The sequence below is a fragment of the Pacificispira sp. genome (assembly GCF_965228185.1).
In the GTDB taxonomy this organism is placed as follows: Bacteria; Pseudomonadota; Alphaproteobacteria; order UBA8366; family Aestuariispiraceae; genus Pacificispira.
Window position 1 is genome coordinate 322735 of sequence record NZ_CBDDHE010000004.1, and the last position, 22831, is coordinate 345565.

General features: G+C 62.7%; 23 protein-coding genes. 17 read left to right on the forward strand and 6 right to left on the reverse strand.

From position 1 onward, the window contains the following. Positions 1–2 precede the first annotated feature (2 nt). The 7 genes from ACO06O_RS09815 (at position 3) to ACO06O_RS09845 (ending at position 6555) form a co-directional block, all read left to right on the forward strand. Positions 3–677, forward strand: a complete 675-nt coding sequence (locus ACO06O_RS09815; RefSeq protein ID WP_421878878.1) for an HAD family hydrolase — start codon at positions 3–5, stop codon at positions 675–677. A gap of 149 nt (positions 678–826) precedes the next feature. Next, positions 827–1081, forward strand: coding sequence for an RNA chaperone Hfq (hfq, locus tag ACO06O_RS09820; RefSeq protein ID WP_420416748.1), 255 nt, complete (start codon positions 827–829; stop codon positions 1079–1081). Positions 1082–1087: 6 nt separating this feature from the next. Beyond that, positions 1088–2443, forward strand: a complete 1356-nt coding sequence (gene hflX, locus ACO06O_RS09825) for a GTPase HflX (RefSeq protein WP_421878881.1) — start codon at positions 1088–1090, stop codon at positions 2441–2443. A 169-nt stretch (positions 2444–2612) separates the two neighbouring features. Further along, positions 2613–2900 (forward strand): co-chaperone GroES, encoded by a 288-nt coding sequence (gene groES, locus ACO06O_RS09830; protein ID WP_420416750.1) that lies wholly within the window; start codon positions 2613–2615, stop codon positions 2898–2900. 65 nt (positions 2901–2965) lie between these two features. Further along, complete coding sequence (gene groL, locus ACO06O_RS09835) at positions 2966–4612, forward strand: chaperonin GroEL (RefSeq protein WP_421878884.1); 1647 nt, start codon at positions 2966–2968, stop codon at positions 4610–4612. 111 nt (positions 4613–4723) lie between these two features. Beyond that, positions 4724–5740: an Ldh family oxidoreductase gene (locus tag ACO06O_RS09840; RefSeq protein WP_421878886.1), complete on the forward strand. Its 1017-nt coding sequence runs from the start codon at positions 4724–4726 to the stop codon at positions 5738–5740. Next, the gene (locus tag ACO06O_RS09845) at positions 5737–6555 is read left to right on the forward strand and encodes an inositol monophosphatase family protein (protein WP_421878889.1); all 819 of its coding nucleotides are present in this window, start codon (positions 5737–5739) and stop codon (positions 6553–6555) included. The genes ACO06O_RS09840 and ACO06O_RS09845 overlap by 4 nt, the downstream gene beginning before the upstream one ends. On the opposite strand, the gene ACO06O_RS09850 is transcribed toward ACO06O_RS09845, so the two are convergent. Beyond that, the gene (locus tag ACO06O_RS09850) at positions 6552–8207 is read right to left on the reverse strand and encodes an adenylate/guanylate cyclase domain-containing protein (protein WP_421878893.1); all 1656 of its coding nucleotides are present in this window, start codon (positions 8205–8207) and stop codon (positions 6552–6554) included. The genes ACO06O_RS09845 and ACO06O_RS09850 overlap by 4 nt on opposite strands. Before the next feature lie 267 nt (positions 8208–8474). Between ACO06O_RS09850 and ACO06O_RS09855 the strand changes: the two genes are divergently transcribed. The 4 genes from ACO06O_RS09855 to ACO06O_RS09870 are packed head-to-tail and all read left to right on the forward strand — an operon-like array spanning position 8475 to position 13277. Beyond that, the gene (locus ACO06O_RS09855) at positions 8475–9392 is read left to right on the forward strand and encodes a dihydrodipicolinate synthase family protein (protein WP_421878896.1); all 918 of its coding nucleotides are present in this window, start codon (positions 8475–8477) and stop codon (positions 9390–9392) included. A 3-nt stretch (positions 9393–9395) separates the two neighbouring features. Further along, positions 9396–10904 (forward strand): aldehyde dehydrogenase, encoded by a 1509-nt coding sequence (locus ACO06O_RS09860; RefSeq protein ID WP_421878899.1) that lies wholly within the window; start codon positions 9396–9398, stop codon positions 10902–10904. Then, the gene (locus ACO06O_RS09865; RefSeq protein ID WP_421878902.1) at positions 10879–12297 is read left to right on the forward strand and encodes an NAD(P)/FAD-dependent oxidoreductase; all 1419 of its coding nucleotides are present in this window, start codon (positions 10879–10881) and stop codon (positions 12295–12297) included. The genes ACO06O_RS09860 and ACO06O_RS09865 overlap by 26 nt, the downstream gene beginning before the upstream one ends. A gap of 5 nt (positions 12298–12302) precedes the next feature. Then, positions 12303–13277, forward strand: a complete 975-nt coding sequence (locus tag ACO06O_RS09870) for a LysR substrate-binding domain-containing protein (protein WP_421878905.1) — start codon at positions 12303–12305, stop codon at positions 13275–13277. A 17-nt stretch (positions 13278–13294) separates the two neighbouring features. On the opposite strand, the gene ACO06O_RS09875 is transcribed toward ACO06O_RS09870, so the two are convergent. Further along, complete coding sequence (locus ACO06O_RS09875; protein ID WP_421878909.1) at positions 13295–14125, reverse strand: PhzF family phenazine biosynthesis protein; 831 nt, start codon at positions 14123–14125, stop codon at positions 13295–13297. A 135-nt stretch (positions 14126–14260) separates the two neighbouring features. Between ACO06O_RS09875 and ACO06O_RS09880 the strand changes: the two genes are divergently transcribed. From ACO06O_RS09880 to ACO06O_RS09905, 6 genes are read left to right on the forward strand one after another with little or no spacing between them, the layout of a single operon-like run. Then, complete coding sequence (locus ACO06O_RS09880; protein ID WP_421878912.1) at positions 14261–15616, forward strand: glutamine synthetase family protein; 1356 nt, start codon at positions 14261–14263, stop codon at positions 15614–15616. A 10-nt stretch (positions 15617–15626) separates the two neighbouring features. Beyond that, a complete protein-coding gene (locus ACO06O_RS09885) occupies positions 15627–16274 on the forward strand; it encodes a LysE family translocator (protein WP_421878914.1) in 648 nt (215 codons plus the stop codon). A gap of 22 nt (positions 16275–16296) precedes the next feature. Continuing rightward, entirely contained in the window at positions 16297–17094 is a 798-nt protein-coding gene (gene mazG / locus ACO06O_RS09890; protein ID WP_421878917.1) for a nucleoside triphosphate pyrophosphohydrolase, read from the forward strand. Continuing rightward, on the forward strand, positions 17091–17723 hold the full coding sequence (locus ACO06O_RS09895; RefSeq protein ID WP_421878920.1) for a LemA family protein: 633 nt from the start codon (positions 17091–17093) through the stop codon (positions 17721–17723). Before mazG ends, ACO06O_RS09895 begins: the two co-directional genes overlap by 4 nt. Continuing rightward, positions 17720–18463 (forward strand): TPM domain-containing protein, encoded by a 744-nt coding sequence (locus tag ACO06O_RS09900; RefSeq protein WP_421878923.1) that lies wholly within the window; start codon positions 17720–17722, stop codon positions 18461–18463. The genes ACO06O_RS09895 and ACO06O_RS09900 overlap by 4 nt, the downstream gene beginning before the upstream one ends. Positions 18464–18466: 3 nt before the next feature. Further along, positions 18467–19102: a TPM domain-containing protein gene (locus ACO06O_RS09905; RefSeq protein ID WP_421878926.1), complete on the forward strand. Its 636-nt coding sequence runs from the start codon at positions 18467–18469 to the stop codon at positions 19100–19102. Between the two features lie 6 nt (positions 19103–19108). Here ACO06O_RS09905 and ACO06O_RS09910 read toward each other — a convergent pair whose 3' ends face one another. The 4 genes from ACO06O_RS09910 to ACO06O_RS09925 form a co-directional block, all read right to left on the reverse strand. Beyond that, positions 19109–20308 carry an adenylate/guanylate cyclase domain-containing protein gene (locus ACO06O_RS09910; RefSeq protein WP_421878929.1) on the reverse strand — a complete coding sequence of 400 codons (1200 nt, stop codon included), beginning with the start codon at positions 20306–20308 and terminating at the stop codon, positions 19109–19111. Between the two features lie 27 nt (positions 20309–20335). Next, a complete protein-coding gene (locus ACO06O_RS09915; protein ID WP_421878932.1) occupies positions 20336–21208 on the reverse strand; it encodes an NAD(P)-dependent oxidoreductase in 873 nt (290 codons plus the stop codon). Between the two features lie 76 nt (positions 21209–21284). Beyond that, complete coding sequence (locus ACO06O_RS09920; RefSeq protein WP_420416768.1) at positions 21285–22037, reverse strand: MBL fold metallo-hydrolase; 753 nt, start codon at positions 22035–22037, stop codon at positions 21285–21287. Next, complete coding sequence (locus ACO06O_RS09925; protein WP_421878935.1) at positions 22034–22828, reverse strand: TatD family hydrolase; 795 nt, start codon at positions 22826–22828, stop codon at positions 22034–22036. The genes ACO06O_RS09920 and ACO06O_RS09925 overlap by 4 nt, the downstream gene beginning before the upstream one ends. Positions 22829–22831 lie beyond the last annotated feature (3 nt).

A 22831-nucleotide genomic window follows, 5' to 3' on the forward strand; every position in this document is an offset into this window, starting at 1 on the left:
CAATGTCCGAATCGATTCTCCCGAAACCGGTAGCGGTCCTATATGACTGGGACAATACGCTGGTCGATACCTGGCCTGTGATCCACGCCGCGATGAACGCATTGTTCCGGCATATGGACATGCCGGAATGGTCGCTGGACGAAACGAAGTCCCGGGTCCGCAAATCCATGCGCGACAGCTTTCCAGAGATGTTCGGGGACCGATGGGAGGAGGCGCGCGACGTCTTCTATGCCAGTTTCGAGGCGCTGCATCTCGACGCTCTCGTGGCGGCGGAAGGCGCGGCCGCTCTGTTGTCGTCTCTATCGGCGGCAGGGGTGCCGCAGGCCGTGGTCTCCAACAAGCAGGGACGCTACCTGCGAACGGAAGCGGCTCATCTGAACTGGACCGGGCATTTTCATCGCCTGATCGGTGCGGGAGACGCCGCCCGGGACAAGCCGGCGCCGGACCCGGCGGCGCTCGCGTTGGACGGGTTGGGCTGCGCGCTGGGACGCCATGTGTATTTTGTGGGCGATTCCGGTGTGGATATGGAAATTGCCCATGCGGCCGGACTGACACCGATCCTGATACATCCCGATCCCGATCTGAGCGGGGAGTTCCGCAACTGTCCGCCGGTGCGTCACTTTGACGGGCTGCCGGCGTTTCACCATTTTTTAACGGCGGAACAACGGTTTATCTGATAATGTCCGAATGTACGGCGGAATCAATGATTCCGCCCCATACCTGTTTGCGGCTTATTCTTCTTTAGAATCAAGGGTTTGCCGAAAAATTGGATGGGATTACGCGCGGACCGAAAAACAACAACGTTGCCATACGGAAGGGGGCATCCATGTCGTCCGACAAGAACCAGAACCTCCAAGACACATTTCTGAACCACCTTCGGAAAAACAAACTTCCTGTGACGGTGTTCCTGGTGAACGGCGTGAAACTGCAGGGAATCGTCACTTGGTTCGATAACTTCTGCGTGCTGCTGCGGCGTGACGCCCACTCGCAGCTTGTCTATAAGCACGCCATATCCACTGTCATGCCGGGCAGCCCGATCCAATTGTTCGAGCCCAACGAAAGTGGCAGCGAGGAAAGCTGAGCGTAATTGACCGAGACCCGATACCGTACTGCGCACCGGGGCTGGACGGCCGCCGGTGCCCGGCGCGCTGCCGTCATCTATCCGGAAATCCCCGGCGTTTCGCAAAGACGCCGCAGCCCGGAAGCACGTCTGGAAGAAGCGGTCGGACTGGCCGCCGCGATCGAGCTGGACGTCGTTCATGCCGAAGCCGTGCGCCTGTCCAAGATTGTTCCGGCAACGCTGCTTGGCGGCGGGGTCGTGGAACGTCTGAAAGGCCTCTGCGCGGCCCTGGAGACGGAGTTGCTGATCGTCGACGCGTCGCTGACGCCGGTGCAGCAGCGCAACCTGGAACGCGACATCGATACCAAGGTCATCGACCGGACCGGCCTGATCCTGGAAATCTTCGGCGCCCGGGCCCGCACCCATGAAGGGCGATTGCAGGTCGAGCTGGCCGCGTTGACCTTCCAGCGGTCGCGCCTCGTGCGAAGCTGGACCCATTTGGAGCGTCAGCGGGGCGGGCTGGGCTTCATCGGCGGGCCCGGCGAAAGCCAGATCGAAATCGACCGTCGTCTGATCGACGAACGGATCGTGCGCCTGAAGAAAGAGTTGGAACAGGTCGCGCGGACCCGCGGGCTGCACCGCAAGGCGCGGGAGAAAGTGCCCTATCCGGTCGTCTCCCTGGTCGGCTATACCAACGCCGGCAAGTCGACCCTGTTCAACCGGCTGACGGATTCCGCCGTCATGGCGAAGGACATGCTGTTCGCCACGTTGGACCCGACCATGCGCAAGCTGGACCTTCCGAGCGGCCGGACGGCGATCCTGTCGGATACGGTGGGTTTTATTTCCGACCTGCCGACCGATCTGGTGGCGGCCTTCCGCGCCACGCTGGAAGAGGTGAGGGCGGCGCAGGTTCTGATCCATGTCCGCGACATCTCCTCAACCGAGGCTGAGGTCGAGAAGGCGGATGTCGAACAGGTACTCTCGACCCTGGAAATCGATCCGCAGACCGTGATGCTGGAAGCCTGGAACAAGACCGATCTGTTGCCGGAGGGCGCGTTGGAACCGGTCGAGGCCCGTGCCGCCGCCGCGCGCGACGGCGAGGACGATCCCGATGCCTTTGCGATTTCCGCCGCGAAAGGCGATGGATTTGCGGCGCTGCTGTCGGCGATCGATACGGCCCTGGCCCGGTTCCGCGAAACCCGGAGGACGGAGATCCCGGCCGAGGACGGGGCCGCGCTGGCCTGGCTGCACCGGTTCGGCGACATTCTGGAGCATGAAACAGACGAAGCGTCGGGCGTCCAAACGGTTATTGCATCGCTCGATCCCGGCGATTGGGACCGCTACGCACAACGTTTCGGGTATCCCGCGACGGCCCTGGAATAGAATTTTCCAGCATTTCCGGCCTTTTTTGCCCTCCGTCCATTGACATACCCGGTTCGGCCCGTATATGCGGATAGCACTCACATGCGGGGAGTGCTAACACCTCGTTCACGGGCCGACCGGCGCAATGCCGCCAGGCCCCCGAAACAACGCTGGCTTAAGGGGAAACACCATGAAATTCCGGCCTCTGCACGATCGCGTTCTGGTGAAGCGCGTCGAAAGCGAGACCAAGACCGCGTCCGGCATCATCATTCCGGACACGGCGCAGGAAAAGCCGATGCAGGGCAAGGTCCTGGCCGTCGGCACCGGCACCGTCAAGGAAGACGGCAGCGTCCGCAAACTGGACGTGAAGAAGGGCGACACCATTCTGTTCGGCAAATGGTCGGGCACGGAAGTCAAGATCGACGGCGACGAGCTGCTGATCATGAAAGAGTCCGACATCATGGGGATCATCGAGTAAGCGCGACCGCTCCGGTACCGCGCTTTTTTCGTATCCGAACAATCTTTTAGAAGGAGTCTAGGGCAATGGCAGCCAAGGACGTCAAATTTTCGACCGAAGCCCGGGATAAGATGCTGCGTGGCGTCGACATCCTGGCCGATGCGGTCAAAGTCACCCTCGGTCCGAAGGGCCGCAACGTCGTGATCGACAAAGCCTTCGGTGCCCCGCGCATCACGAAGGACGGCGTCACGGTCGCCAAGGAAATCGAACTGTCCGACAAGTTCGAAAACATGGGCGCCCAGATGGTGCGCGAAGTCGCGTCGAAGACGAACGATCTGGCCGGTGACGGCACGACGACGGCCACGGTTCTGGCCCAGGCCATCGTGCGTGAAGGCGCAAAGGCCGTGGCCGCCGGCATGAACCCGATGGACCTGAAGCGCGGCATCGATCTGGCCGTGGAAGCGGTCGTCGGTGACATCCAGAAGCGCGCCAAGAAGATCAAGACCTCCGACGAAGTCGCGCAGGTCGGCACGATCTCGGCCAACGGCGACCGCGAAGTCGGCGAAATGATCGCCGCCGCCATGCAGAAGGTCGGCAATGAAGGCGTCATCACCGTGGAAGAAGCCAAGGGCCTGACCACGGAACTGGACGTCGTCGAAGGCATGCAGTTCGACCGCGGCTACCTGTCGCCGTATTTCGTGACCAATCCGGACAAGATGGTCTGCGAACTGGAAAACCCGATGATCCTTCTGCACGAGAAGAAGCTGTCCAACCTGCAGGCCATGCTGCCGGTTCTGGAAAGCGTCGTTCAGAACGGCCGTCCGCTGCTAATCATCGCCGAAGACGTCGAAGGCGAAGCGCTGGCGACCCTGGTCGTCAACAAGCTGCGCGGTGGTCTGAAGGTCGCGGCCGTCAAGGCACCGGGCTTCGGCGATCGCCGTAAGGCCATGCTGGAAGACATCGCCATCCTGACGGGCGGCACGGTCATTTCCGAAGACACCGGCATCAAGCTGGAAAGCGTCACGCTGCAGATGCTGGGTCAGGCCAAGAACGTCACGATCACCAAGGACGAAACCACGATCGTCGACGGCGCCGGCAAGAAGAAGGAAATCGAAGGCCGCTGCGGTCAGATCCGTCAGCAGGTCGAATCGACCTCCTCCGACTATGACCGCGAGAAGCTGCAGGAACGCCTGGCGAAGCTGGCGGGCGGCGTTGCCGTCATCCGCGTCGGCGGTGCGACCGAAGTGGAAGTGAAAGAGAAGAAGGACCGCGTCGACGACGCCATGCACGCGACCCGTGCGGCCGTCGAAGAAGGCATCGTCCCGGGCGGCGGCGCCGCGCTTCTCTATGCCACCAAGGCCCTGAAGAAGCTGGAAGGCGAAAACCACGACCAGTCCGTCGGTGTCGACATTGTGCGTCGCGCCCTGACCGCCCCGTGCCGTCAGATCGCGAACAACGCCGGTGAAGACGGCGCGGTCATCGTCGGCAAGATGCTGGAGTCGAAAGACGCCAACTGGGGCTTCGACGCTCAGAACGCCGTCTATGGCGATCTGGTCAAGGCCGGCATCATCGATCCGGCGAAGGTTGTCCGCTCGGCCCTGCAGGACGCGGCCTCGGTCGCCGGTCTGCTGGTCACGACGGAAGCCATGGTCGCAGACAAGCCGGAACCGAAGGGCGCAGGCCCGGCCGGTGGCGGCATGCCCGACATGGGCGGCATGGGCGGCATGATGTAAGCCTGCCCAGGCACCTGGTTACGAAGAAGGCCGTCGGGGCAACCCGGCGGCCTTTTTCTTTTCCACGATGCTGATAGGTTGACGTGATGTCGGAAAGCAAGGAACCCGGAAATGCCCGAAACCCTCTCCCTTGAAGATGTTCACGCGCTCAGCAAAGCGGCCCTGATCGGGGCGGGTACGGTGGAAACGGCCGCGGAAGTCGTGGCACAGAGCATCACGGATGCCGAGGCGGAGGGAATCCGGAATGTCGGGCTGGCCTATCTGCCGATCTATTGCCGGCATGTGTCCATCGGCAAGGTGGTCGGCGATGCAGTTCCCGTGGTGACACGAACCGGACCTTCCGCGCTGATGGCCGATGCGGGGAACGGCTTCTGCCACCCGGCCTTTACGGCGGGGGAGGAAGCCTTCTATGCCCTGGCGCGCGAGAACGGGATCGCCGGGTTCGGCATCCGCCATTCCTATGCGTCCGGCGTCATCGGCTGGTTCAGCGACCGCATGGCGCGCGCCGGGCTGATCGGCATGACCTTCACCAATGCCTCCGCCGCGTTGGCCCCGTTCGGCGGCAAGAAACCCCTGTTCGGCACCAATCCAATCGCCTTCGGTGTCCCGCGCCGCGATGGACCGCCTCTGGTCATCGATCAGAGTTCCACCGCCACGGCCCGGATCAACATCGCCCTCAAGGCCCAGGCGGGCGAACCAATCCCGGAAGGCTGGGGCCTGGATGCCGACGGCAATCCCTGCACCGATCCCAATACCGTCCTCGGCGAAGGCTCAATGGCCCCGTCCGGCGGGTATAAGGGCGCCGCCATGGCGCTGCTGGTCGAAATCATGGCCGGGGGCCTGACCGGCGCGAAATGGTCCTTCGAAGCCTCCAGCCTGGGGGGAGACGAGGGCGGTCCGCCGGATATCGGGCAATTTTATCTGGCCGTCGATCCTGCCCGTTTCGGCGGCGAAGGAATGGCCGACCGGATCGAAACGCTGTTCGGCGCGATGCTGGAACAGGATGGCGTCCGCCTGCCGGGCAACCGACGGCACGAGAACCGGGCCAAAGCGGAAGCCGAAGGGGTCGACGTGCCGGACGACCTGCTGGCGACCCTGCGCGGCTATGCCGAAGGAGGGCAGGGGTGAGCCTGGCGGACCGGATCGACACCACGAAAGTCCAGGCGCTGCTGCGCGAGGCGGCGGAGACCATCGTATTGCCCCGTTTCGACAGTTTGCGCGGCCATGAGATCATCGAAAAGGCGCCGGGCGACCTCGTCACCGTCGCGGATCTGGAGGCGGAACGGTTCCTGACCAGGGAACTGAGCGCCCTGTTGCCGGGCAGCCTCATCGTCGGTGAGGAGGCGCATTCGAAAGACCCGGAAATCCTGCGCCGGTTCGAGGATGACGGGCCGGTTTGGGTCATAGACCCGGTCGACGGCACCAAGAATTTCACCAAGTCCAGTGCGACCTTCTGCATGATGGTCGCCCTGGTCGAGCGCAACCGGCCCATCATGGGCTGGATTCACGATCCGCTGCCCAACCGGACCGCCATCGCGGTCGACGGGGCGGGCGGCTGGCTGGACGGTCAACGCCTGACCATACCGGAGGCCCCGCCCGAAAAGGACATGATCGGCCTCGTCAACGCCTGGTATTTCGAGGAGCCGCGCCGAAAGCAGGTCCGGGCCGAGGCACAGGCCCGTTTCGGCCATGTCTCATCCTTATCCTGCGCGGGCCAGGATTTCCTGGCCCAGGCTCAGGGAAAGCGGCACTTCTCCTTCTACCGTCGGCTCTGGCCCTGGGATCACGCGCCGGGCGCGCTGCTGCTGCGCGAGGCGGGCGGCATGGTGGAAAGGGTCGACGGCACGCCTTACCGTGCAGGCGACCGCGTCCACGGCCTGCTGAGCGCGCCGAGCGCCGAGATCTGGCGCGATCTTCGCCAATTCCTGATGAGCCGGGATTAGAGCGCGTTGGTTTCTAGAGGATCGGCTATTGGATAGAAACGGACCGGCGCCTCGCGGCCGCGGACCGGGACTTCGGCGCGGGTCAGGCTCTCGGTCACAATCCCGGCCGCCGCCGCCACTTCATGCGAAAAGATCACCGGAACACCATGTTCCTTGGTCAGGCTTTCCAACCGGGCGGCGATGTTGATCGTATCGCCGATGGCGGATGTGATCTGCGCGCGGGGAGGGCCCATGGCCCCGACAATCGCTTCGCCATGGTGCAGCCCGATCCCGACGGCGAGCGGGAAGGGTAGTTCGCTCTCCAAGGATTTGTTTAGTTTTTCAACGCGCTGCAGCATGGCCTTCGCACCATTGATCGCCGCCTTGGCCCCGTCCTGTGGTGTGGTCTCAAGCCCGTAAAGCGCCATCAGGCCATCGCCATTGAACTGTGCGTAATGACCGCCGGTTTCGGCGATCGCATGACTCATCTCCGAGAAGAACTGATTGAGAATGAACAGAACGTCGTAAGGCAGCTTCTCTTCACCCAGTTTAGTGGATCGCCGTATGTCGATGAAAAGACAGGTCACCTGGCGTTCTTCACCTTCCAATCCGCCCATCTGGCGGCCGTCCCGTGCCGTGGCCGTCGGCGGCAGCAAGGGGGAAACGCCCAGATGTTCCTTGGGCCGGATCTGGCAGGCCAGGCGCACGCCCTCCAAGGCCTTGATCCGCTGCAGGGCGGCATTTTCCAGGCTGTCCGGGGATTCCAATGCCTCGGCGCCTTGAATGACACGCACCCGGCAGGTGGTGCAGCGGCCGCGCCCGCCGCAGACCGCGGCATGAGGCCGGCCGGCCGCGCGCAGTGCTTCCAAAGCTGTCGCGCCAAGCGGGACCGGAACCCGCGTTCCGTCCGGCAGCAGCAGCGCCACCCGCGGCTTGCACAAGACCCGGTCGCGCACGAAGCGGCCCAGGAACGGCGCCAGCCCCAGGACGACGAACAAGGCCGTCAGCGGCGCCTGGAGCTTAAGGAGCGGCTGGATTTTCGACGGATCGAACCGTGCCTGGGTCAGGATCGCGTTGACCATATGGTCGCGTTCCAACTCGAACAGAACCTCAAACCCGGCGGACACGTATCCGGCCAGGGACAGCGCCGGCAGCACGACCGCGACACCCAGAAGCGGCCGCCGCCAGTCGCCGTACCAATCCTTCACCCGAAGCCAGAAATGCAGTCCAATGCAGCCATGGGTCCAGGCGATCACCACTGCGATACCCTGAAGAATCCCGGTCACAGGCTCCGCGACCCACAGCGCCGCGACGACATACCGATATGTCGGATCGATCCCGGCGACTTCCTCGGCGATCCGTGTGCCCAGGATGTGTTCTAGGATCAGGATGGGAATAATCAGGCCGCTTGCCATCTGTGCGGCTTCCCAGCCGGTCATGTTGATCGTCCGGCGCCGGTAGATCGACAGGATGGCGACCGCGTAATGGACCAGGAAGGCCAGCGACAGGAAGGCTGTGCCGACCGGTGTCCGCCAGGTCGTCATCAGAATGCGATGCGCGTCACCCATGGCCTGGAACGACACCAGCCCGAATGCGTGATTGATCAGGTGACAGGTCAGGAAGAGAAACAGGATCGACCCGCTGATCGCGCGCAGGCGCGCCTGTATCGTCATATCCATCCCACAGTGTAAAACGTTGCGGTTGCTAGTTGTGCATCAGGCTATCATGGCCCGGGCGCCCAATATACATCCCATACGCGACGTCTCATTGCATATCAATATTTTCCATAATATACATTATCACGATTACATATCGAGCCATAACCCCGGCCTTATGCCGCTGTCATGGGAAATCCCGTTTGCAGGAAATGTCAGTTCGGAACGATGGTCCTGCATCGTTCCGCCATGACCTTCACGGCCAAACCCGATCCGGATGAACCGATGACATTCAGAATGAAACTTGAGGGCATCTACACCCCCTTGGTCACGCCAATCACCAAAGGTGGCGATTTTGACAAGGACCGCCTCGCCGAGCTGATTGAGACCCTGATCGGTAAAGGCGTTCACGGGCTGATTTCCGGCGGGTCGACCGGAGAAAACTATGCGCAGACGGTCGATGAACGACTGGAACTCGCGCGGTTCACTACGGAGCGTGTCGCGAAGCGGCTGCCGGTAATCGTCGGTACCGGCGCGATGCGCACCGAGGACAGTATCGCGCTGGCCACCGGTGCCCGACAGATGGGTGCGGATGCGTTGCTGCTGGGAACGCCGCCCTACTCCGTTCCGACCGAACGGGAAAATGCCCTGAACGCCCTTGCCATCGATCGCGCGGCCGACCTGCCGATCATTCTCTATAACTATCCCGGCCGCATGGGCGTGGAAATGGGAGAAGAATTCCTGGATCGGGTCGGGCGGTCGCGCAATTTCATCGGGATCAAGGAAAGTTCCGGCGATATCAATCGCGTCCATCTGCTGGCGCGGGATTATCCGCATATCCAGATGTCCTGCGGCATGGACGATCAGGCCCTGGAATTCTTCGCCTGGGGCGCGCGAAGCTGGATCTGTGCCGGGTCGAACTTCCTGCCGGAAGAGCATGTTTTTCTTTACGAAACTTGCGTGATCCACGGCGATTTCGTGAAGGGCCGCCGGATCATGTCGGCGATGATGCCGCTGATGCGCGTTCTGGAGCAGGGCGGGAAATTCATTCAATGCGTCAAGCATGGAACAACCGTTTCCGGCATCCCGGCCGGCCCGATGCGCCCGCCCCTCAAAAGCCTGAACAAGGACGAAAAACGCGAGCTGGAACAAGTCATCGCGGTGCTGAAAACCACCATTGCCGACATCAAGGCGGGGAACTGAGCCATGACCGATCTTCTGACACGTGACGAATACCAGGCTCTCGCAAAGTCGATCCCCCTACCCGGAAATGCCTTCATCGACGGATCCTTACGCCCGGCCAAATCCGGCAAGACCTTCGCGACGGTCAATCCGGCCACGGGGATCGCCTTGGGCGACGTCGCGGCCTGCGGCGCGGAAGACGTCGATTTCGCTGTCGCCAAGGCGCGCGACGCCTTCGAGGACGGACGCTGGTCGCGCCTGGCGCCGGGAGACAGGAAGGCTGTGCTGCTGCGGCTCGCGAAACTAATGGAGCGCCGTCGCCACGAACTGTCGGTGCTGGAAAGCCTGGACAGCGGCAAGCCGATCTATGACTGCGAGACGATCGACATTCCCGAGGCGATTCATTGCCTGCGCTGGCATGCGGAACTAATCGACAAGATCTACGACCAGACCGCCCCGGCGTCCGACGATCACATGGCCCTGATCGTGCGCGAAGCCGTCGGTGTGGTCGGTCTGGTCCTGCCCTGGAACTTCCCGCTTCTGATGCTGGCCTGGAAAATCGGCCCTGCCCTGGCCGCGGGCTGTTCGGTCGTCCTGAAACCGGCCGAGGAGACCTCCCTCACCGCCCTCATGGTCGCGGAACTGGCCGCCGAGGCGGGGTTGCCGGCCGGCATCCTGAACGTGATCACCGGCACCGGGCCCGAAGTCGGCGAACCGTTGGGGCGGCATCCGGATGTCGACATGATCTCCTTCACGGGATCGACGGAGACCGGTCGCCGTTTCCTGCATTACGCGGCCGACTCAAACTTGAAGGAAGTTGTCCTGGAGATGGGCGGTAAGAACCCGTGTATCGTTCTGGACGATGCGGAAAACCTCGACCGCGTCGCGGCGCATGTCATCCAGGGCGCGTTCTGGAATATGGGCGAGAATTGTTCGGCCGCATCGCGACTGATCGTGCAGTCCGGCGTCAAACCGGCTTTGCTGGAAAAGATCGCGGCCCATATCCGCGAATGGCCGCTGGGCGACCCGCTGGATCCGTCGGTGCGGATCGGTGCGCTGGTGTCCAAGGCGCATTTCGACAAGGTCGTGGCTTATCTGAAATCGGCAAAGGACGGCACGGTCCATTTCGGCGGCGACACCGTGGACGGCACCCATGTGCAGCCCACTTTGGTCGAAATATCCTCTTCCGATCATGTCCTTGCGCGGGAGGAAATCTTCGGCCCCGTCCTGGCGGTCATCGAAGTCCAAAGTTTTGAAGAAGCGATCCGCATCGCAAACGATACGGATTACGGTCTGGCCGCCTCGATCTTCACGGCAAACGGCAAGCGTGCCCTGCGCGGCGCCCGAATGCTTAGGGCCGGAACGGTGACGGTCAATTGCTTCGGCGAGGGCGATATCGCGACCCCCTTCGGCGGGTACAAGCAATCCGGCTTTGGCGGGCGGGACAATTCCATTCACGCCCATGACCAATACACGCAGTTGAAGACGATCTGGCTGGATCTGACCGATGACGAAGGCGATGCGGTCGATTGAGGGGCTGGCACACCCCCTGCCCCCTGCAGGCCGCGCCATGCCCCACCACCCCCAATCCCGTTCGGCGCGACGGTTGCCATCCTTGGCAGGTCCGGCCGCCTGGGACGCCATTCTGGGACCGCGACCGCCTTATCCGCGCCTGGAAGGCAGAAAGGTCGTGGACTTCGCCATTGTCGGCGCGGGTTTTGCCGGACTGTCCGCCGCCCGGCGGCTCAAGCAATTGGACCCCGGCGCGACCGTCGCGGTTTTGGACGCGGGCCGGATCGCCCAAGGGTCTGCCGGACGAAATTCCGGCTTCATGATCGATCTGCCGCACGAACTCACCTCTGACGATTACGCCGGCGACAGCGCCGCATCCGACCGCAAGATCATCGACTTGAACCGCCGCGCCATCGAATTCGGGGCGGAGGCCGTGGCGGAATACGGCATTTCGCGCGACTATTTCCGCCGGGACGGCAAGATCAACGGCGCGGCAAGCGGCCGCGCGCATGACCAAAACATCGCCTATGCCGCCCATCTGTCGGCCATAGGCGAGGCCAGCGAATTGCTGGACGCGCAGGCAATGCATGCGCTGACCGGGTCCCGGCACTACCGATCCGGCCTGTATACTCCGGGTACCGTGATGCTACAGCCCGCCGGCTATATCCGCGGACTCGCCGCCGGTCTGGCCGACCATGTGTCGATTTTCGAGGATAGCCCCGTCCTCGAACTCATCCGGTTGGACCAGGGCTGGTCGTTGCAGACGGCCGCCGGACGTGTCGACGCGGGCGCGGTCCTTCTGGCGAATAATGGCCATCTGGAAAGCTTCGGCTTCGCGCGCGGCCGGCTGATGCACATCTTCCTGTTCGCCTGCATGACCGAAGAATTGTCCAAAGAGACGCTCGACCGGCTGGGCGGCGCGGATAACTGGGGCGTCACCCCTTCCGACCCGATGGGCACGACCCTGCGCCGCATCGCAACCGCGCAAGGCGGCAACCGGATCGTGACCCGGACCATGTCGCGGTTTCTGCCGGACATGGTGACGACCGATGGCGATATGCGCCGCGCCACCCGGATGATGCGTCAGAAATTTGACGACCGTTTCCCGCAACTGGCGTCGGCGAAAATGGACTATGCCTGGGCCGGGCATCTGTGCCTGTCCCGCAATGGCGTATCGGTCGCCAGGCAACTGGATCGCGGTCTCTACGCCGCCTGCGTTCAGAACGGATTGGGGACGGTTCGCGGCACTCTGACCGGGATTGCTGCAGCCGAAGCGGCGCTGGGCACGGAAAGTGCCGTATCGCGTCACTTCGCCGACCAGCCGGACCCGCCGCGCCTGCCGCCCGCGCCGCTTGCGAAACTGGGCGCGAACCTGTTCATTCGATGGAAGGAATGGCGCGCCCATAATGAATGAACGAGATGAGCGGTCCTCAAGACAGGGAAAAGGGATATTCGAAACGGCGTCACCTGCCGTCCCTGGGGTCTTTCGCGACCTTTGAGGTCGCGGCGAAACATCTGAGCTTCACCCTGACCGCCGGCGAATTGAACGTGACCCAGGCGGCGGTCAGTCAACAGATCCGGGCGCTGGAAAATGCGCTGAACTGCCAATTGTTCCTACGCAAACACAACGCGCTGGAGCTGACCCCGGAAGGCGAAGCCCTCGCGGGCGCCGTCGCCCAAGGGTTGGATGTGTTGAGCGACGCGATCCATCGCATCGGGCGGCCGGTGGAAAGCGATGTCCTGACCATTGCCGGCACACATTCCGGCATCGCGCATTTCGTCAAACCCATCGCCGACCGGTTCCAGGATGCGCATCCCGATATTCGCTTCACCTTGCTGGCCTCCGACGAGAACGACCGTTTGAAGGATTTCGAGGAGGTCGATATTGCCGTGATTTGCGGCAATGAGCGCAGCGCCGTCGGCCCGAACCTGATCTATCTGTTCGAAGAAGTGGTCGAGCCGGTCTGTTCGCCGGATTTCCTCAGCCGCCACGGTCCGATCGACGCGGCGGAACATTTGGCCTCGGTCTCCTTGATGGAACTGCATCGGATGCATTGGAGTTCGGACGCCATCGCCTGGCATCCGCTGACCTGGGCCGACTGGTTCCGCCAGCACGCGCCCGATGTCCCGCTGCCTGCCCCGCAATTCGTGACCAACAGCTATGGCGCGCTGATCGATTCCGCGCTTCAGGGCCGGGGCGTCATCCTGGGCTGGCGCCACCTGGTCGCGGACCAGCTTGCGAAGGGCAGTCTGGTTCCGTTCTACGGCCATTCCCTGAATGCGGGGCGGTCCTATTTCCTGAAAGTGAACCCACGCAGGCGCGACGGCGATCACGCCGAACGGTTCGTCCAATTCCTGTTGGCCGAAATCGCCGAATGGCAGGGCGCGAAATAGGTCCGGTTACGGATCCCCTATTCCATCACGCGTGCGGTGCCGGACACGCGGATCGAGCCTCCGGGTTCATCCGATATCTCCGCCGTCAGGCGCGACGGCATGCCCATATCCTCGCCCTGCAGCACGTCTATGACGCCGCCATGGGGCCAGCCGATATCGCGCAGATAGCCGGCGAAGGCTGCCGTTGCGGCGCCGGTGGCAGGATCTTCATAGACCCCGCCCGACGCAAAGGGGTTGCGGGTATGGAACTTGGCCGGAGTTTCGGCGAAGGCCAGCAGGATCGTGACCCAGCCATGCCGGTTCATCAACCGCCGCCCCTCGTCCAGGTCATAGGACATTGCCGCCAATGCCTCCCGGGACTTGAGCGTCAACGCGAAATGGTCGGCCCCGCCATGGATGACGGCCGGAGGCAATGCCGGGTCGAGATGGGTTTCGGTCAATCCGAACAGCGACAGCACCGCCGCCAGTTCTTCGGAAGTGGCCGACCGGCTGTCCGTCGGCGGCGATTGCAGCGCCGCGAACAGGGCACCGCCTTGCCGCTTCCCTTCCACGGTGATGTTGGCTTGATTGAGTTCAAGTTCGAAGATCCCGTCGCCGTGACGCAGGGCAAGCGCCGCGCCCAGGGCGATGGTCGCGTGACCGCAGAACGGAACCTCGGATTCCGGTGAGAAATAGCGGACGCGCCATCCATCCCCCAGCGGCATGGCAAAGGCGGTTTCGGAAAACCCGACCTCGGCCGCGATCCGCTGCATTTCCGCCGAGCTCGGCAGGGTGTCGCCAATCAGAACGCCGGCAGGGTTCCCCCCGGCATCGCCGTTCCAGAACGCGGCAATCCGCAGAACCGTCATGATCATGTCCTCCAGCTTCGATGCTACCTACCGGCGCGCGGCTCTTGGCAATTGCGTCCTTCGACGGTCCGATGCACTGTTACGGACATTTTCAGAACTGCATTCCCGCCGCATTCAGTCCAGAGGTTCTCGCCCGTGCCCCAAGACGAAATCAAGCGCTATCTCCAGGATCATCCGGAGACGAAATATATCGACGGATTGCTGTTCGACATGTGCGGCTTCGCGCTCGGCAAGCGCTACCCGATCCGGGATGCGGCGAAGCTCTATAAAGACGGGCTGACCATGTGCGCGGCGGTGACGCTGCTGGACGCGACGGGCAATACCAGCGACCCGAATGGCTTCGGTGTATCCGATGGCGATCCCGACGCGTTGGCCTTTCCCATTCCGGGAACGCTCAGCACCGTGCCCTGGGCAACGGAGCCGACGGCGCAGGTCCTGATGTCGATGCGCCGCCCGGGATCCGGCGACATCGTCCCGTTCGAGCCCCGCCAGGTTCTGCAACGGGTCGCGGACCGGTTCAAAGAATTGAACCTGACGCCCGTCGTCGCGTTGGAATTGGAGTTCTATCTGATCGATCTGGAACGCGACGCGGAGGGAGGCCCCCTACCCGTGCGATCCCCGGCAACCGGGCGTCGGATGGATTCCAAGAAGGTCTACAGCATGGACACGCTGGATGAATTTTCGGATGTCCTGGGGGCCATTACCGACGCTTGCGCCGCGCAGGGCGTCCCGGCCTCGGTTGCGTCGACGGAATTCGCGCCCGGCCAGTTCGAATTGAACCTGAACCATGTCGCCGATCCGATTCAGGCGGCGGATCACGCCTGCCTGCTGCGCCGATGCGTCAAATCCGTCGCACGTCAGTATGGGATGGACGCGACTTTCCTGTCCAAGCCCTATGCGGAGGAATCCGGATCGGGACTGCATATTCACATCAGCTTTCTGGATTCCGACGGTCGGAATATCTTCGACGAATCAGTCGATTCGCAAGAGACCCGCATGCGCCACGCGATGGCGGGATTGCAGGCGACGATGGGCCAATCGATGGCCTTTTTCGCACCGAATCTGAATGCGTTCCGGCGGTTCGAACCGAACCTGTTCGTACCGGTCACGACCGATTGGGGATATGACAACCGCTCGGTCGCTTTCCGGATTCCGTCCGGCCGCGGACCGGCGAAGCGCATCGAACATCGCGTCGCCGGTGCCGATGCCAATCCCTACCTGACCCTGGCCTGCGTGTTGGCGGGGCTGCACCATGGCCTGTCCCGAAAGCTGGAACCGGTTTCGCCGCCGCGCGACGGCAATGCCGGTGAGGAGGTCGATCCCGCCCTGCCGCTGACGATCTGGCGCGCATTGGACGCGCTGCCCCAGGCGGAGATCCTGAAGGAGTATCTCGGCGCGGATTACGTCGACATTTACCACACCGTGAAGAGCAACGAGTTCCTGGATCTTCTGTCCGCGCCGCTGCCGCGCGAAATGCAATGGTATCTGTGAGGAACGACCCGTGACAGTCGCCATTCCCGAATTTGCCCTGATCCTCGGCATTCTGGGCACTCTCCTTCTCGGCGCGATCAGCCCGGGCCCCAGCTTCGTGCTCGTCACCCGGATCGCGATTTCCGGCGGCCGGCGGGACGGGCTGGCCGCTGCCCTGGGAATGGGTGCGGGCGCGGCCCTGTTCGGCGCGCTGGCCTTACTGGGCCTTCATATCCTGATCTCGCAGGCCCCCTGGCTTTACACCGCCTTGAAAATTGGCGGCGGGCTGTACCTGCTTTACCTCGCCTACCGCATATGGCGCGGGGCGAAGGAACCCATTGGATCTGCCGAAACCGAGAGCGGTCGGGCCGCATCATCGCCTTGGCGTGCATTCGGCTTCGCGTTCCTGATACAGGTCAGCAATCCCAAGCTGGCCGTGGTCTATGGCAGCGTCTTCGCGGCCTTTCTCCCGCCCACGATTCCTTTCTGGATGCTGATCGTGCTGCCAACGGCGTTTTTCATCATGGAGACGCTTTGGTATGCCATCGTCGCCCTCGCCTTCTCGTCGCGTCGGCCGCGCGCGCTGTATCTGCGGTCCAAGACTTGGATCGACCGGGCGGCCGGGGCAGTTCTGGGCGCACTGGGCGGCAAACTGATTGCCGAAGGCGTCGCCCGTTAACCCGAACCGAATGCGGAGCACCATGGAAAACGGCCGGAATATCGACCGCCTGATCGATGTCATGGCGCAATTGCGCAATCCGGACGGGGGCTGTCCCTGGGATCTGGAACAGGATTTCTCGACAATCGCCCCCTATACGATCGAAGAAGCCTATGAAGTCGCCGACGCCATCGCCCGCGGCGACATGGATGACCTGCGCGACGAACTGGGCGATCTGCTGTTGCAGGTCGTGTTCCACGCCCGGATGGCGGAGGAGCAGGACCGGTTTGATTTCGACGCGGTCGCCGGGGCCATCGCCGACAAGATGATCCGGCGCCACCCGCATGTCTTCGGGACCGACGGCGCCGATACGCCGGACGCGGTCAAACAGAGCTGGGAGGCCACCAAGGCCGCGGAACGCGCCGAAAAGGGACAAGATGAAAGCGCATTGTCCGGCGTCGCAATGGCCTTACCTGCCCTTCAGCGGGCCGAAAAACTGTCCAAACGCGCGGCGCGTGTCGGGTTCACCTGGCCGGAAGTGTCCTGGGTGTTCAAGGATCTGGACGAAGAAGTCGAGGAACTGCGCGCGGAGATCGAGGCCGGTGGCGATCCGGATCGACTGGAAGACGAGATGGGCGACATCCTGTTCGTCGCCGCCAATCTTGCCCGCATGCTGAATGTCGATCCGGAAAAGGCGCTGCGCCGCACCAACCGCAAGTTCGAACTGCGGTTCCGGGCAATGGAACAGTCCTTCGCGCGCGATGGCCGCACTTTGCCCGATTGCAGCCTGGACGAGATGGATGCCCGTTGGGATAGTGTCAAAGGTGTCGAAAACAAATGAGGGGCGATGGCGGCATGTTTTCCGGACCGAGAACCATCCTTCTGAAACTGACGATGATGCTCGGGCTGTGCCTGACATTGAGCGGTTGCGGCGTCAACGCGGTTCCCACCAAGGACGAGGCCGTGACGGCCGCCTGGGCGGAGGTCCTGAACCAGTATCAACGCCGGGCCGATCTGGTGCCCAATCTGGTGGCGACAGTCAAAGGCGCGGCCGATTTCGAGCGGGAGACCCTCCAGGCGGTGGTCGAAGCCCGCAGTAAGGTCGCCCAGATGCAGATCCCGCCGGACATTCTGACCAATCCAGGGGCGTTCAAACAGTTCCAGGAGAACCAATCCGCCCTGACAAGCGCCCTGTCGCGCCTGATGGTCGTCGTAGAGCGCTATCCGCAGCTCACCGCGACCCAGAATTTCGCCACCCTTCAGGCGCAACTGGAAGGGACGGAGAACCGGATCACCGTCGCCCGGCGCGACTACATCCTGGCAGTGCAGAGCTACAATACGGAAATCCGCACCCTGCCCGGCCGGATCTGGGTTTGGCTGCTCTATCCCGACGCCCAGTTGAAAGAGAACTTCACGGTCGAGAACCCTGAAGCGCTTCAGACCCCGCCGAAGGTGGAATTCGGCTCGTGACGCGACTTCTCGCGGTTCTGGTTGCCTGTATCCTGCTGCCCCAGACCGCGGCGGCACAGCAGTTCCCGAGCCTGTCCGGCCGCGTGGTCGACGCTGCGGACATCATCCCGCCGGCCATTGAAACCAAGCTGACCCGCATCTTGGCAGAGCACGAAAAGACGACCGACAATCAGGTCGTCGTTGTCACTGTGCCGGACCTGCAGGGATATGACATTGCCGATTTCGGCTACCGGCTGGGCCGTCATTGGGGCATTGGCCAGAAAGACAAGGATAACGGCCTGCTGTTCATCATCGCCCCGACGGAACGCAAACTGCGTATCGAAGTCGGCTATGGCCTGGAAGGCGACATGCCCGACGCGACGGCCAAGTCGATCATCGACACGGTGGTCGTCCCCGCCTTTAAGAAGGGCGATATGGGCGGCGGGATCGAATCCGGAGTTCTCAGCATCCTCTCAGTGCTTCGCGACGGCGACTGGACCGCGCCCGAGAAACCGGACAAAGGTCCTTCCGACCTGCCGATCACGTTCTTCATTCTCATCCTTTTCATAAGCTTCGCGATCATTGCGTTCATCAATCACAGAACCGACAAGATGCTCGGCAGACGGCATCGTCAAAACCGCCATTCCTGGGGCACGATGGGCGGTTTTGGCGGACGGTCCAGCGGCGGCGGTTTCTCCAGCGGCGGGTTTTCCGGCGGCGGCGGGTCATTCGGGGGCGGCGGTGCCTCCGGAGGATGGTAGGAAATGGCGAAATTTTTGACTGAACCCGATGCACAGCGCATCGCCGACGCGGTCCGCAACGTCGAAAGCCGAACCGAAGCGGAACTCGTTCCCGTCGTCGCGCTGCAATCGGACGACTACCGCTACATCCCGGTCTTGACGGTCCTGTTTCTGGCGATGGTTTTCCCGTCGATTTTCTGGGTATTCGGCGTCCCGTGGCCCCTACCCGTTCCATTGGATCCTTATACCGGTCAGTTGATCCTGGCGACAGTCGGCATTGCCCTGGTCCAATGGACCCCGCTACGCCACAAGCTGGTGCCGCGCTATATCAAGCACCGCCGGGCGGCGCGCATGGCGCGGGAACAGTTTGTGGAACAATCGGTTCATCTCGCCCCGAACCATTGCGGCGTGCTGCTGTTCGTCAGCGTGGCGGAGCATTACGTCGAAATTCTCGCCGATCAGGGCCTGGCCGACAGGGTCGACAATGCCGAATGGCAAAAAGCCGTGGACGATTTCACGGGACTGGTGCGGCAAGGCAAGGTCGCGGAAGGGTTCGAGGCAGCCATCGCCGATATCGGAGAGATCCTGTGCCGCGTCGCCCCTGTTGCAGAGCCCAAGGATCGAAACGCCCTTCCCGACCGATTGGTCGTGATCGGCTGACCAGGGTCAGACGTTTAAGGCATAAATCGGCTGCGGTTCCGTCACACCGCGAAGGCGGTGACTACCCATCGCCTCCCAATCGGCATGGGCCAGCGCGATGAAGGCGTCCGACGCCAGGATCGAACGGTCCAACGGCTTGGTCAGATCCTCCAGACGGGCGACCTCGTTCGCCGTCGGTCCGATGACCGAAAACTCCAGGCGTTCCGCGACGCCGATATTGCCATAGAGCACATCGCCGACATGCAGACCAAGCCCGAACCGGATCGGGTCGCGATCATGCGGCGGCGGATCGGCATTCAGCTCCTCAAGGCGCCGGATCGTATCCCGCGCCGCGGAAACCGCCATACGCCCTGCCCGTTCCGCACCGCCCGGCCCATTGATCGGAAAGATCGCCAGGACGGCATCGCCGATGAAACGCAATACCTCGCCGCCATGATCCAAGACCGACCCGGCTGTACATTCGAAATACCGGTTCAAACGTTCCAGGAAGATCCGCGGGTCCATCTTATCGGCCGTCACGGTGGAATCCCGCATGTCGGAATACCAGACTGCCGCACGGATCGTATCGCAGTCGCCGCGCCGGATATGGCCGCGCAGCACCCGCTCCCCCGCCTGGCTGCCGAGATAGGTCGACGCAAGGTTCTGCGCCGTGGTCTCTCGCACCAGAGTCTTCAGGGCCACGGCCAAGCGCGGGAACAGGCGCTTGATCGTTTGAACACAGGAATCGGAAAATCCGCCTTCGGCATCGGTGGAGAAACTGGCGATACAGCCATCCAACTCGTCCAACGCGCGATCAAGCGGTTCGGAAAATCCCGCCCGCATACAAAGGTAATCGGTCAATCCGCGCTCTTTGAACTCGCGGATCACCGGAAACTCTTCCAGCCCTTCGCCCTTGAAGATTCTCGCCCGGATTTCCGGGCGATTGACATTCAAAACCGCCTTGAGCGGACTTTGCTGCCAGGCGTCGGTTGAGGCGCCATGATAGCTGAACCGGTCCCGGACCAACCCGTCGTCCCGGCTCCAGACGACCGAAAACGCCTTGAACAGCGGATGCAATTGGCCGCAAGCGATATGCACCCGTGTAATCGGAATGCCGCCGGCGACCATTTGCTCGCAAAGATGCTTCATCAGGCGGTCGGCCCGAGTGCCGCGCAGGCTCTCGTCGACCAGCCAGTCGCTCGTCTGCTGTATCCAATCCGTCAACATTCCGAGACCATACCGCCTGAAAGAAGATCAGTCATTCGCCAAGAGGTGGATCAAGCTGGACGTATCCCAGCGATTGCCGCCGCGCCCCTGAACCTGCGCGTAGAACTGATCGACCAAGGACGTCACCGGCAAGCGCGCGCCATTGTTCTTCGCTTCGGACAGGCAGATGCCCAGATCCTTGCGCATCCAATCCACGGCGAAACCGAAATCGAACTCACCCTTGCACATCGTGCCGCCGCGGTTTTCCATCTGCCAGGAGCCGGCCGCGCCTTTGGAAATCACGTCGATCACCTTTTCCATGTCCAGCCCGGCCTTCACGCCGAAGTTCATCCCCTCGGACAGGCCCTGCAGCAGGCCGGCGATGCAGATCTGGTTGACCATCTTGGTCAATTGCCCGGCGCCGGACGGTCCCATCAATTTGCACGAGCGCGCGAACGCCGCGATCACCGGTTCGGCCTTGGCATAGACATCGGATTCCCCGCCACACATGACCGTCAGGACGCCGTTCTCGGCCCCGGCCTGACCGCCGGAAACCGGTGCGTCGATGAAGCCGATACCGGCCTCGGTGCCGGCCGCAGCCAATTCGCGGGCGACATCGGCCGATGCCGTCGTATGGTCCACGAAGATCGTCCCCTTCGACATGCCGGCAAAGGCGCCATCGTCGCCCAGCACGACACTGCGCAAGTCGTCGTCATTGCCGACACAGGCGAAGACGATTTCGGCCCCTTCAACCGCTTCACGCGGAGTCTTCTTGGCCGAGCCGCCGAATTCAGAGACCCATTTCTCCGCCTTCGCGGCGGTCCTGTTGAAAACGGTGACGTCGTGCCCGCCCTTGGTCTTCAGATGACCGGCCATCGGATAACCCATAACCCCCAGGCCCAGAAATGCGACTTTCGCCATGAAATCCTCCCTTGATGCGTGTGCCTAATCGACTTCGAAATGGCCTTGCCGCCCGGCGGTACAACCCGCACAGGCGTCAGACCTCCAATTCCATCCCGTCATAGCCGGGCTCCACCCCATCCGGCAGGGTGCGCCGCAGGGTGGCATAATCCAGATCGATATGCATGTTTGTCAGCACCGTCCGCGCGGGCTTCAAACGCTCGACCCAGGACAGGGTGCGCTCCAGATGGGCGTGGCTGGGATGCGGGCGGTAGCGCAGGGCGTCGATGACGAACAGGCGTAGCCCTTCGAATTGCGCCATCGCCTCCGCCGGAATGTCGGACACATCCGGGATATAGCCGACATCGCCGATACGGTATCCGGTCGCCGGAATGGACCCATGGACGATCCGGACCGGCGTCACGGGAACACCGGCGACATCGACCGGTCCGGTCAATCCGTTCGCATCCAGGATCGGCGGATAGTCCTTCACCTGGCGGAAACAGTATTCAAACCGGTCGGTAAGCTGCGCCAGGATATCGGGTTCGGCATAGACCGGTACGCGGCGGCGGTTCTGCAGGACGAGTCCGCGCAAATCGTCGATCCCATGCGCCTGGTCGGCATGAAGATGGGTATAGAAGACCGCCGAAATATCGTCGATTTCCGCCGCCAGCAACTGTTCGCGCATATCCGGCGAGGTATCGATCAGGATATGACTGTCGCCGATCGACGCCAGCAATGAGCAGCGGGTTCGGCGGTTCCGAGGCTCGGTCGGATCGCACGCGCCCCAGCCGCTGCCCAGCCGCGGAACGCCACCCGACGAGCCGCATCCGAGAATCCGGACCTTCATGCGGCGCGTTCCGGCCGGTCGGTCTTGGAAAACAGGCGGAAGAAGTTATCCGTCGTCGCCCGGGCAATTTCCGCACCGGATAGGCCCTTCAATTCAGCCAGACGCTCGGCGGTATGGACGACGAAGGCCGGTTCGTTCTGTTTGCCGCGCTTCGGCACCGGGGCCAGGTAGGGCGAATCCGTCTCGACCAGCAGGTTCTCGACCGGTACCCCCGCAACGGCGACGCGCAGTTCTTCCGCCTTCTTGAAGGTCAGAATGCCGGAAATCGATATCGCCATTCCCATCTCGACGGAGCGTTCGGCCAGCCATTGGCTGCTGCTGAAACAGTGGATGACGCCCGGATAGGCGCCCTTCCCCATCTCGTCCTCCAGAATCGCGACCGTATCCTCGTCCGCATCGCGCGTGTGGACGATCAGCGGTAGACCGGTCTCGCGCGATGCCGTGATATGGGCCCTGAAGCTTTTCTGCTGCGCGTCGCGGGGACTATGTTCGTAGAAATAGTCGAGACCCGTTTCGCCGATGCCGACGACCTTCGGGTGCGCCGCCAGTTCGATCAGGCGTTCCGCCGTCACTTCCGGCTCCGATTCCGCTTCATGGGGATGGATACCGACGGTGCACCAGACATTCTCGTGCGCCTCGGCGATGCCGAGGATCGTGTCGAACTCGGTGACCTTTGTGCAGATGGTCACCAGGGTGCCGACGCCGGCACGCGCCGCGGCGGCCACGACCTCATTCAGGTCGCGGCCGTCGCGTTGCAGATAATCCAGATGACAGTGGCTATCGACCAGCATGCG

What these genes read in the sequence shown, in the direction of transcription:
- mazG (WP_421878917.1), top strand. Translation starts at nt 16,297, where the DNA reads ATGGAAAACGGCCGGAATATCGACCGCCTGATCGATGTCATGGCGCAA.
- ACO06O_RS09920 (WP_420416768.1), bottom strand. Translation starts at nt 22,037, where the DNA reads ATGAAGGTCCGGATTCTCGGATGCGGCTCGTCGGGTGGCGTTCCGCGG.
- ACO06O_RS09855 (WP_421878896.1), top strand. Translation starts at nt 8,475, where the DNA reads ATGACATTCAGAATGAAACTTGAGGGCATCTACACCCCCTTGGTCACG.
- ACO06O_RS09915 (WP_421878932.1), bottom strand. Translation starts at nt 21,208, where the DNA reads ATGGCGAAAGTCGCATTTCTGGGCCTGGGGGTTATGGGTTATCCGATG.
- ACO06O_RS09870 (WP_421878905.1), top strand. Translation starts at nt 12,303, where the DNA reads ATGAGCGGTCCTCAAGACAGGGAAAAGGGATATTCGAAACGGCGTCAC.
- ACO06O_RS09905 (WP_421878926.1), top strand. Translation starts at nt 18,467, where the DNA reads ATGGCGAAATTTTTGACTGAACCCGATGCACAGCGCATCGCCGACGCG.
- ACO06O_RS09865 (WP_421878902.1), top strand. Translation starts at nt 10,879, where the DNA reads ATGACGAAGGCGATGCGGTCGATTGAGGGGCTGGCACACCCCCTGCCC.
- ACO06O_RS09895 (WP_421878920.1), top strand. Translation starts at nt 17,091, where the DNA reads ATGAGGGGCGATGGCGGCATGTTTTCCGGACCGAGAACCATCCTTCTG.
- groL (WP_421878884.1), top strand. Translation starts at nt 2,966, where the DNA reads ATGGCAGCCAAGGACGTCAAATTTTCGACCGAAGCCCGGGATAAGATG.
- ACO06O_RS09910 (WP_421878929.1), bottom strand. Translation starts at nt 20,308, where the DNA reads ATGTTGACGGATTGGATACAGCAGACGAGCGACTGGCTGGTCGACGAG.
- ACO06O_RS09875 (WP_421878909.1), bottom strand. Translation starts at nt 14,125, where the DNA reads ATGACGGTTCTGCGGATTGCCGCGTTCTGGAACGGCGATGCCGGGGGG.
- hfq (WP_420416748.1), top strand. Translation starts at nt 827, where the DNA reads ATGTCGTCCGACAAGAACCAGAACCTCCAAGACACATTTCTGAACCAC.
- ACO06O_RS09850 (WP_421878893.1), bottom strand. Translation starts at nt 8,207, where the DNA reads ATGACGATACAGGCGCGCCTGCGCGCGATCAGCGGGTCGATCCTGTTT.
- ACO06O_RS09815 (WP_421878878.1), top strand. Translation starts at nt 3, where the DNA reads ATGTCCGAATCGATTCTCCCGAAACCGGTAGCGGTCCTATATGACTGG.
- ACO06O_RS09860 (WP_421878899.1), top strand. Translation starts at nt 9,396, where the DNA reads ATGACCGATCTTCTGACACGTGACGAATACCAGGCTCTCGCAAAGTCG.
- ACO06O_RS09840 (WP_421878886.1), top strand. Translation starts at nt 4,724, where the DNA reads ATGCCCGAAACCCTCTCCCTTGAAGATGTTCACGCGCTCAGCAAAGCG.
- ACO06O_RS09925 (WP_421878935.1), bottom strand. Translation starts at nt 22,828, where the DNA reads ATGCTGGTCGATAGCCACTGTCATCTGGATTATCTGCAACGCGACGGC.
- groES (WP_420416750.1), top strand. Translation starts at nt 2,613, where the DNA reads ATGAAATTCCGGCCTCTGCACGATCGCGTTCTGGTGAAGCGCGTCGAA.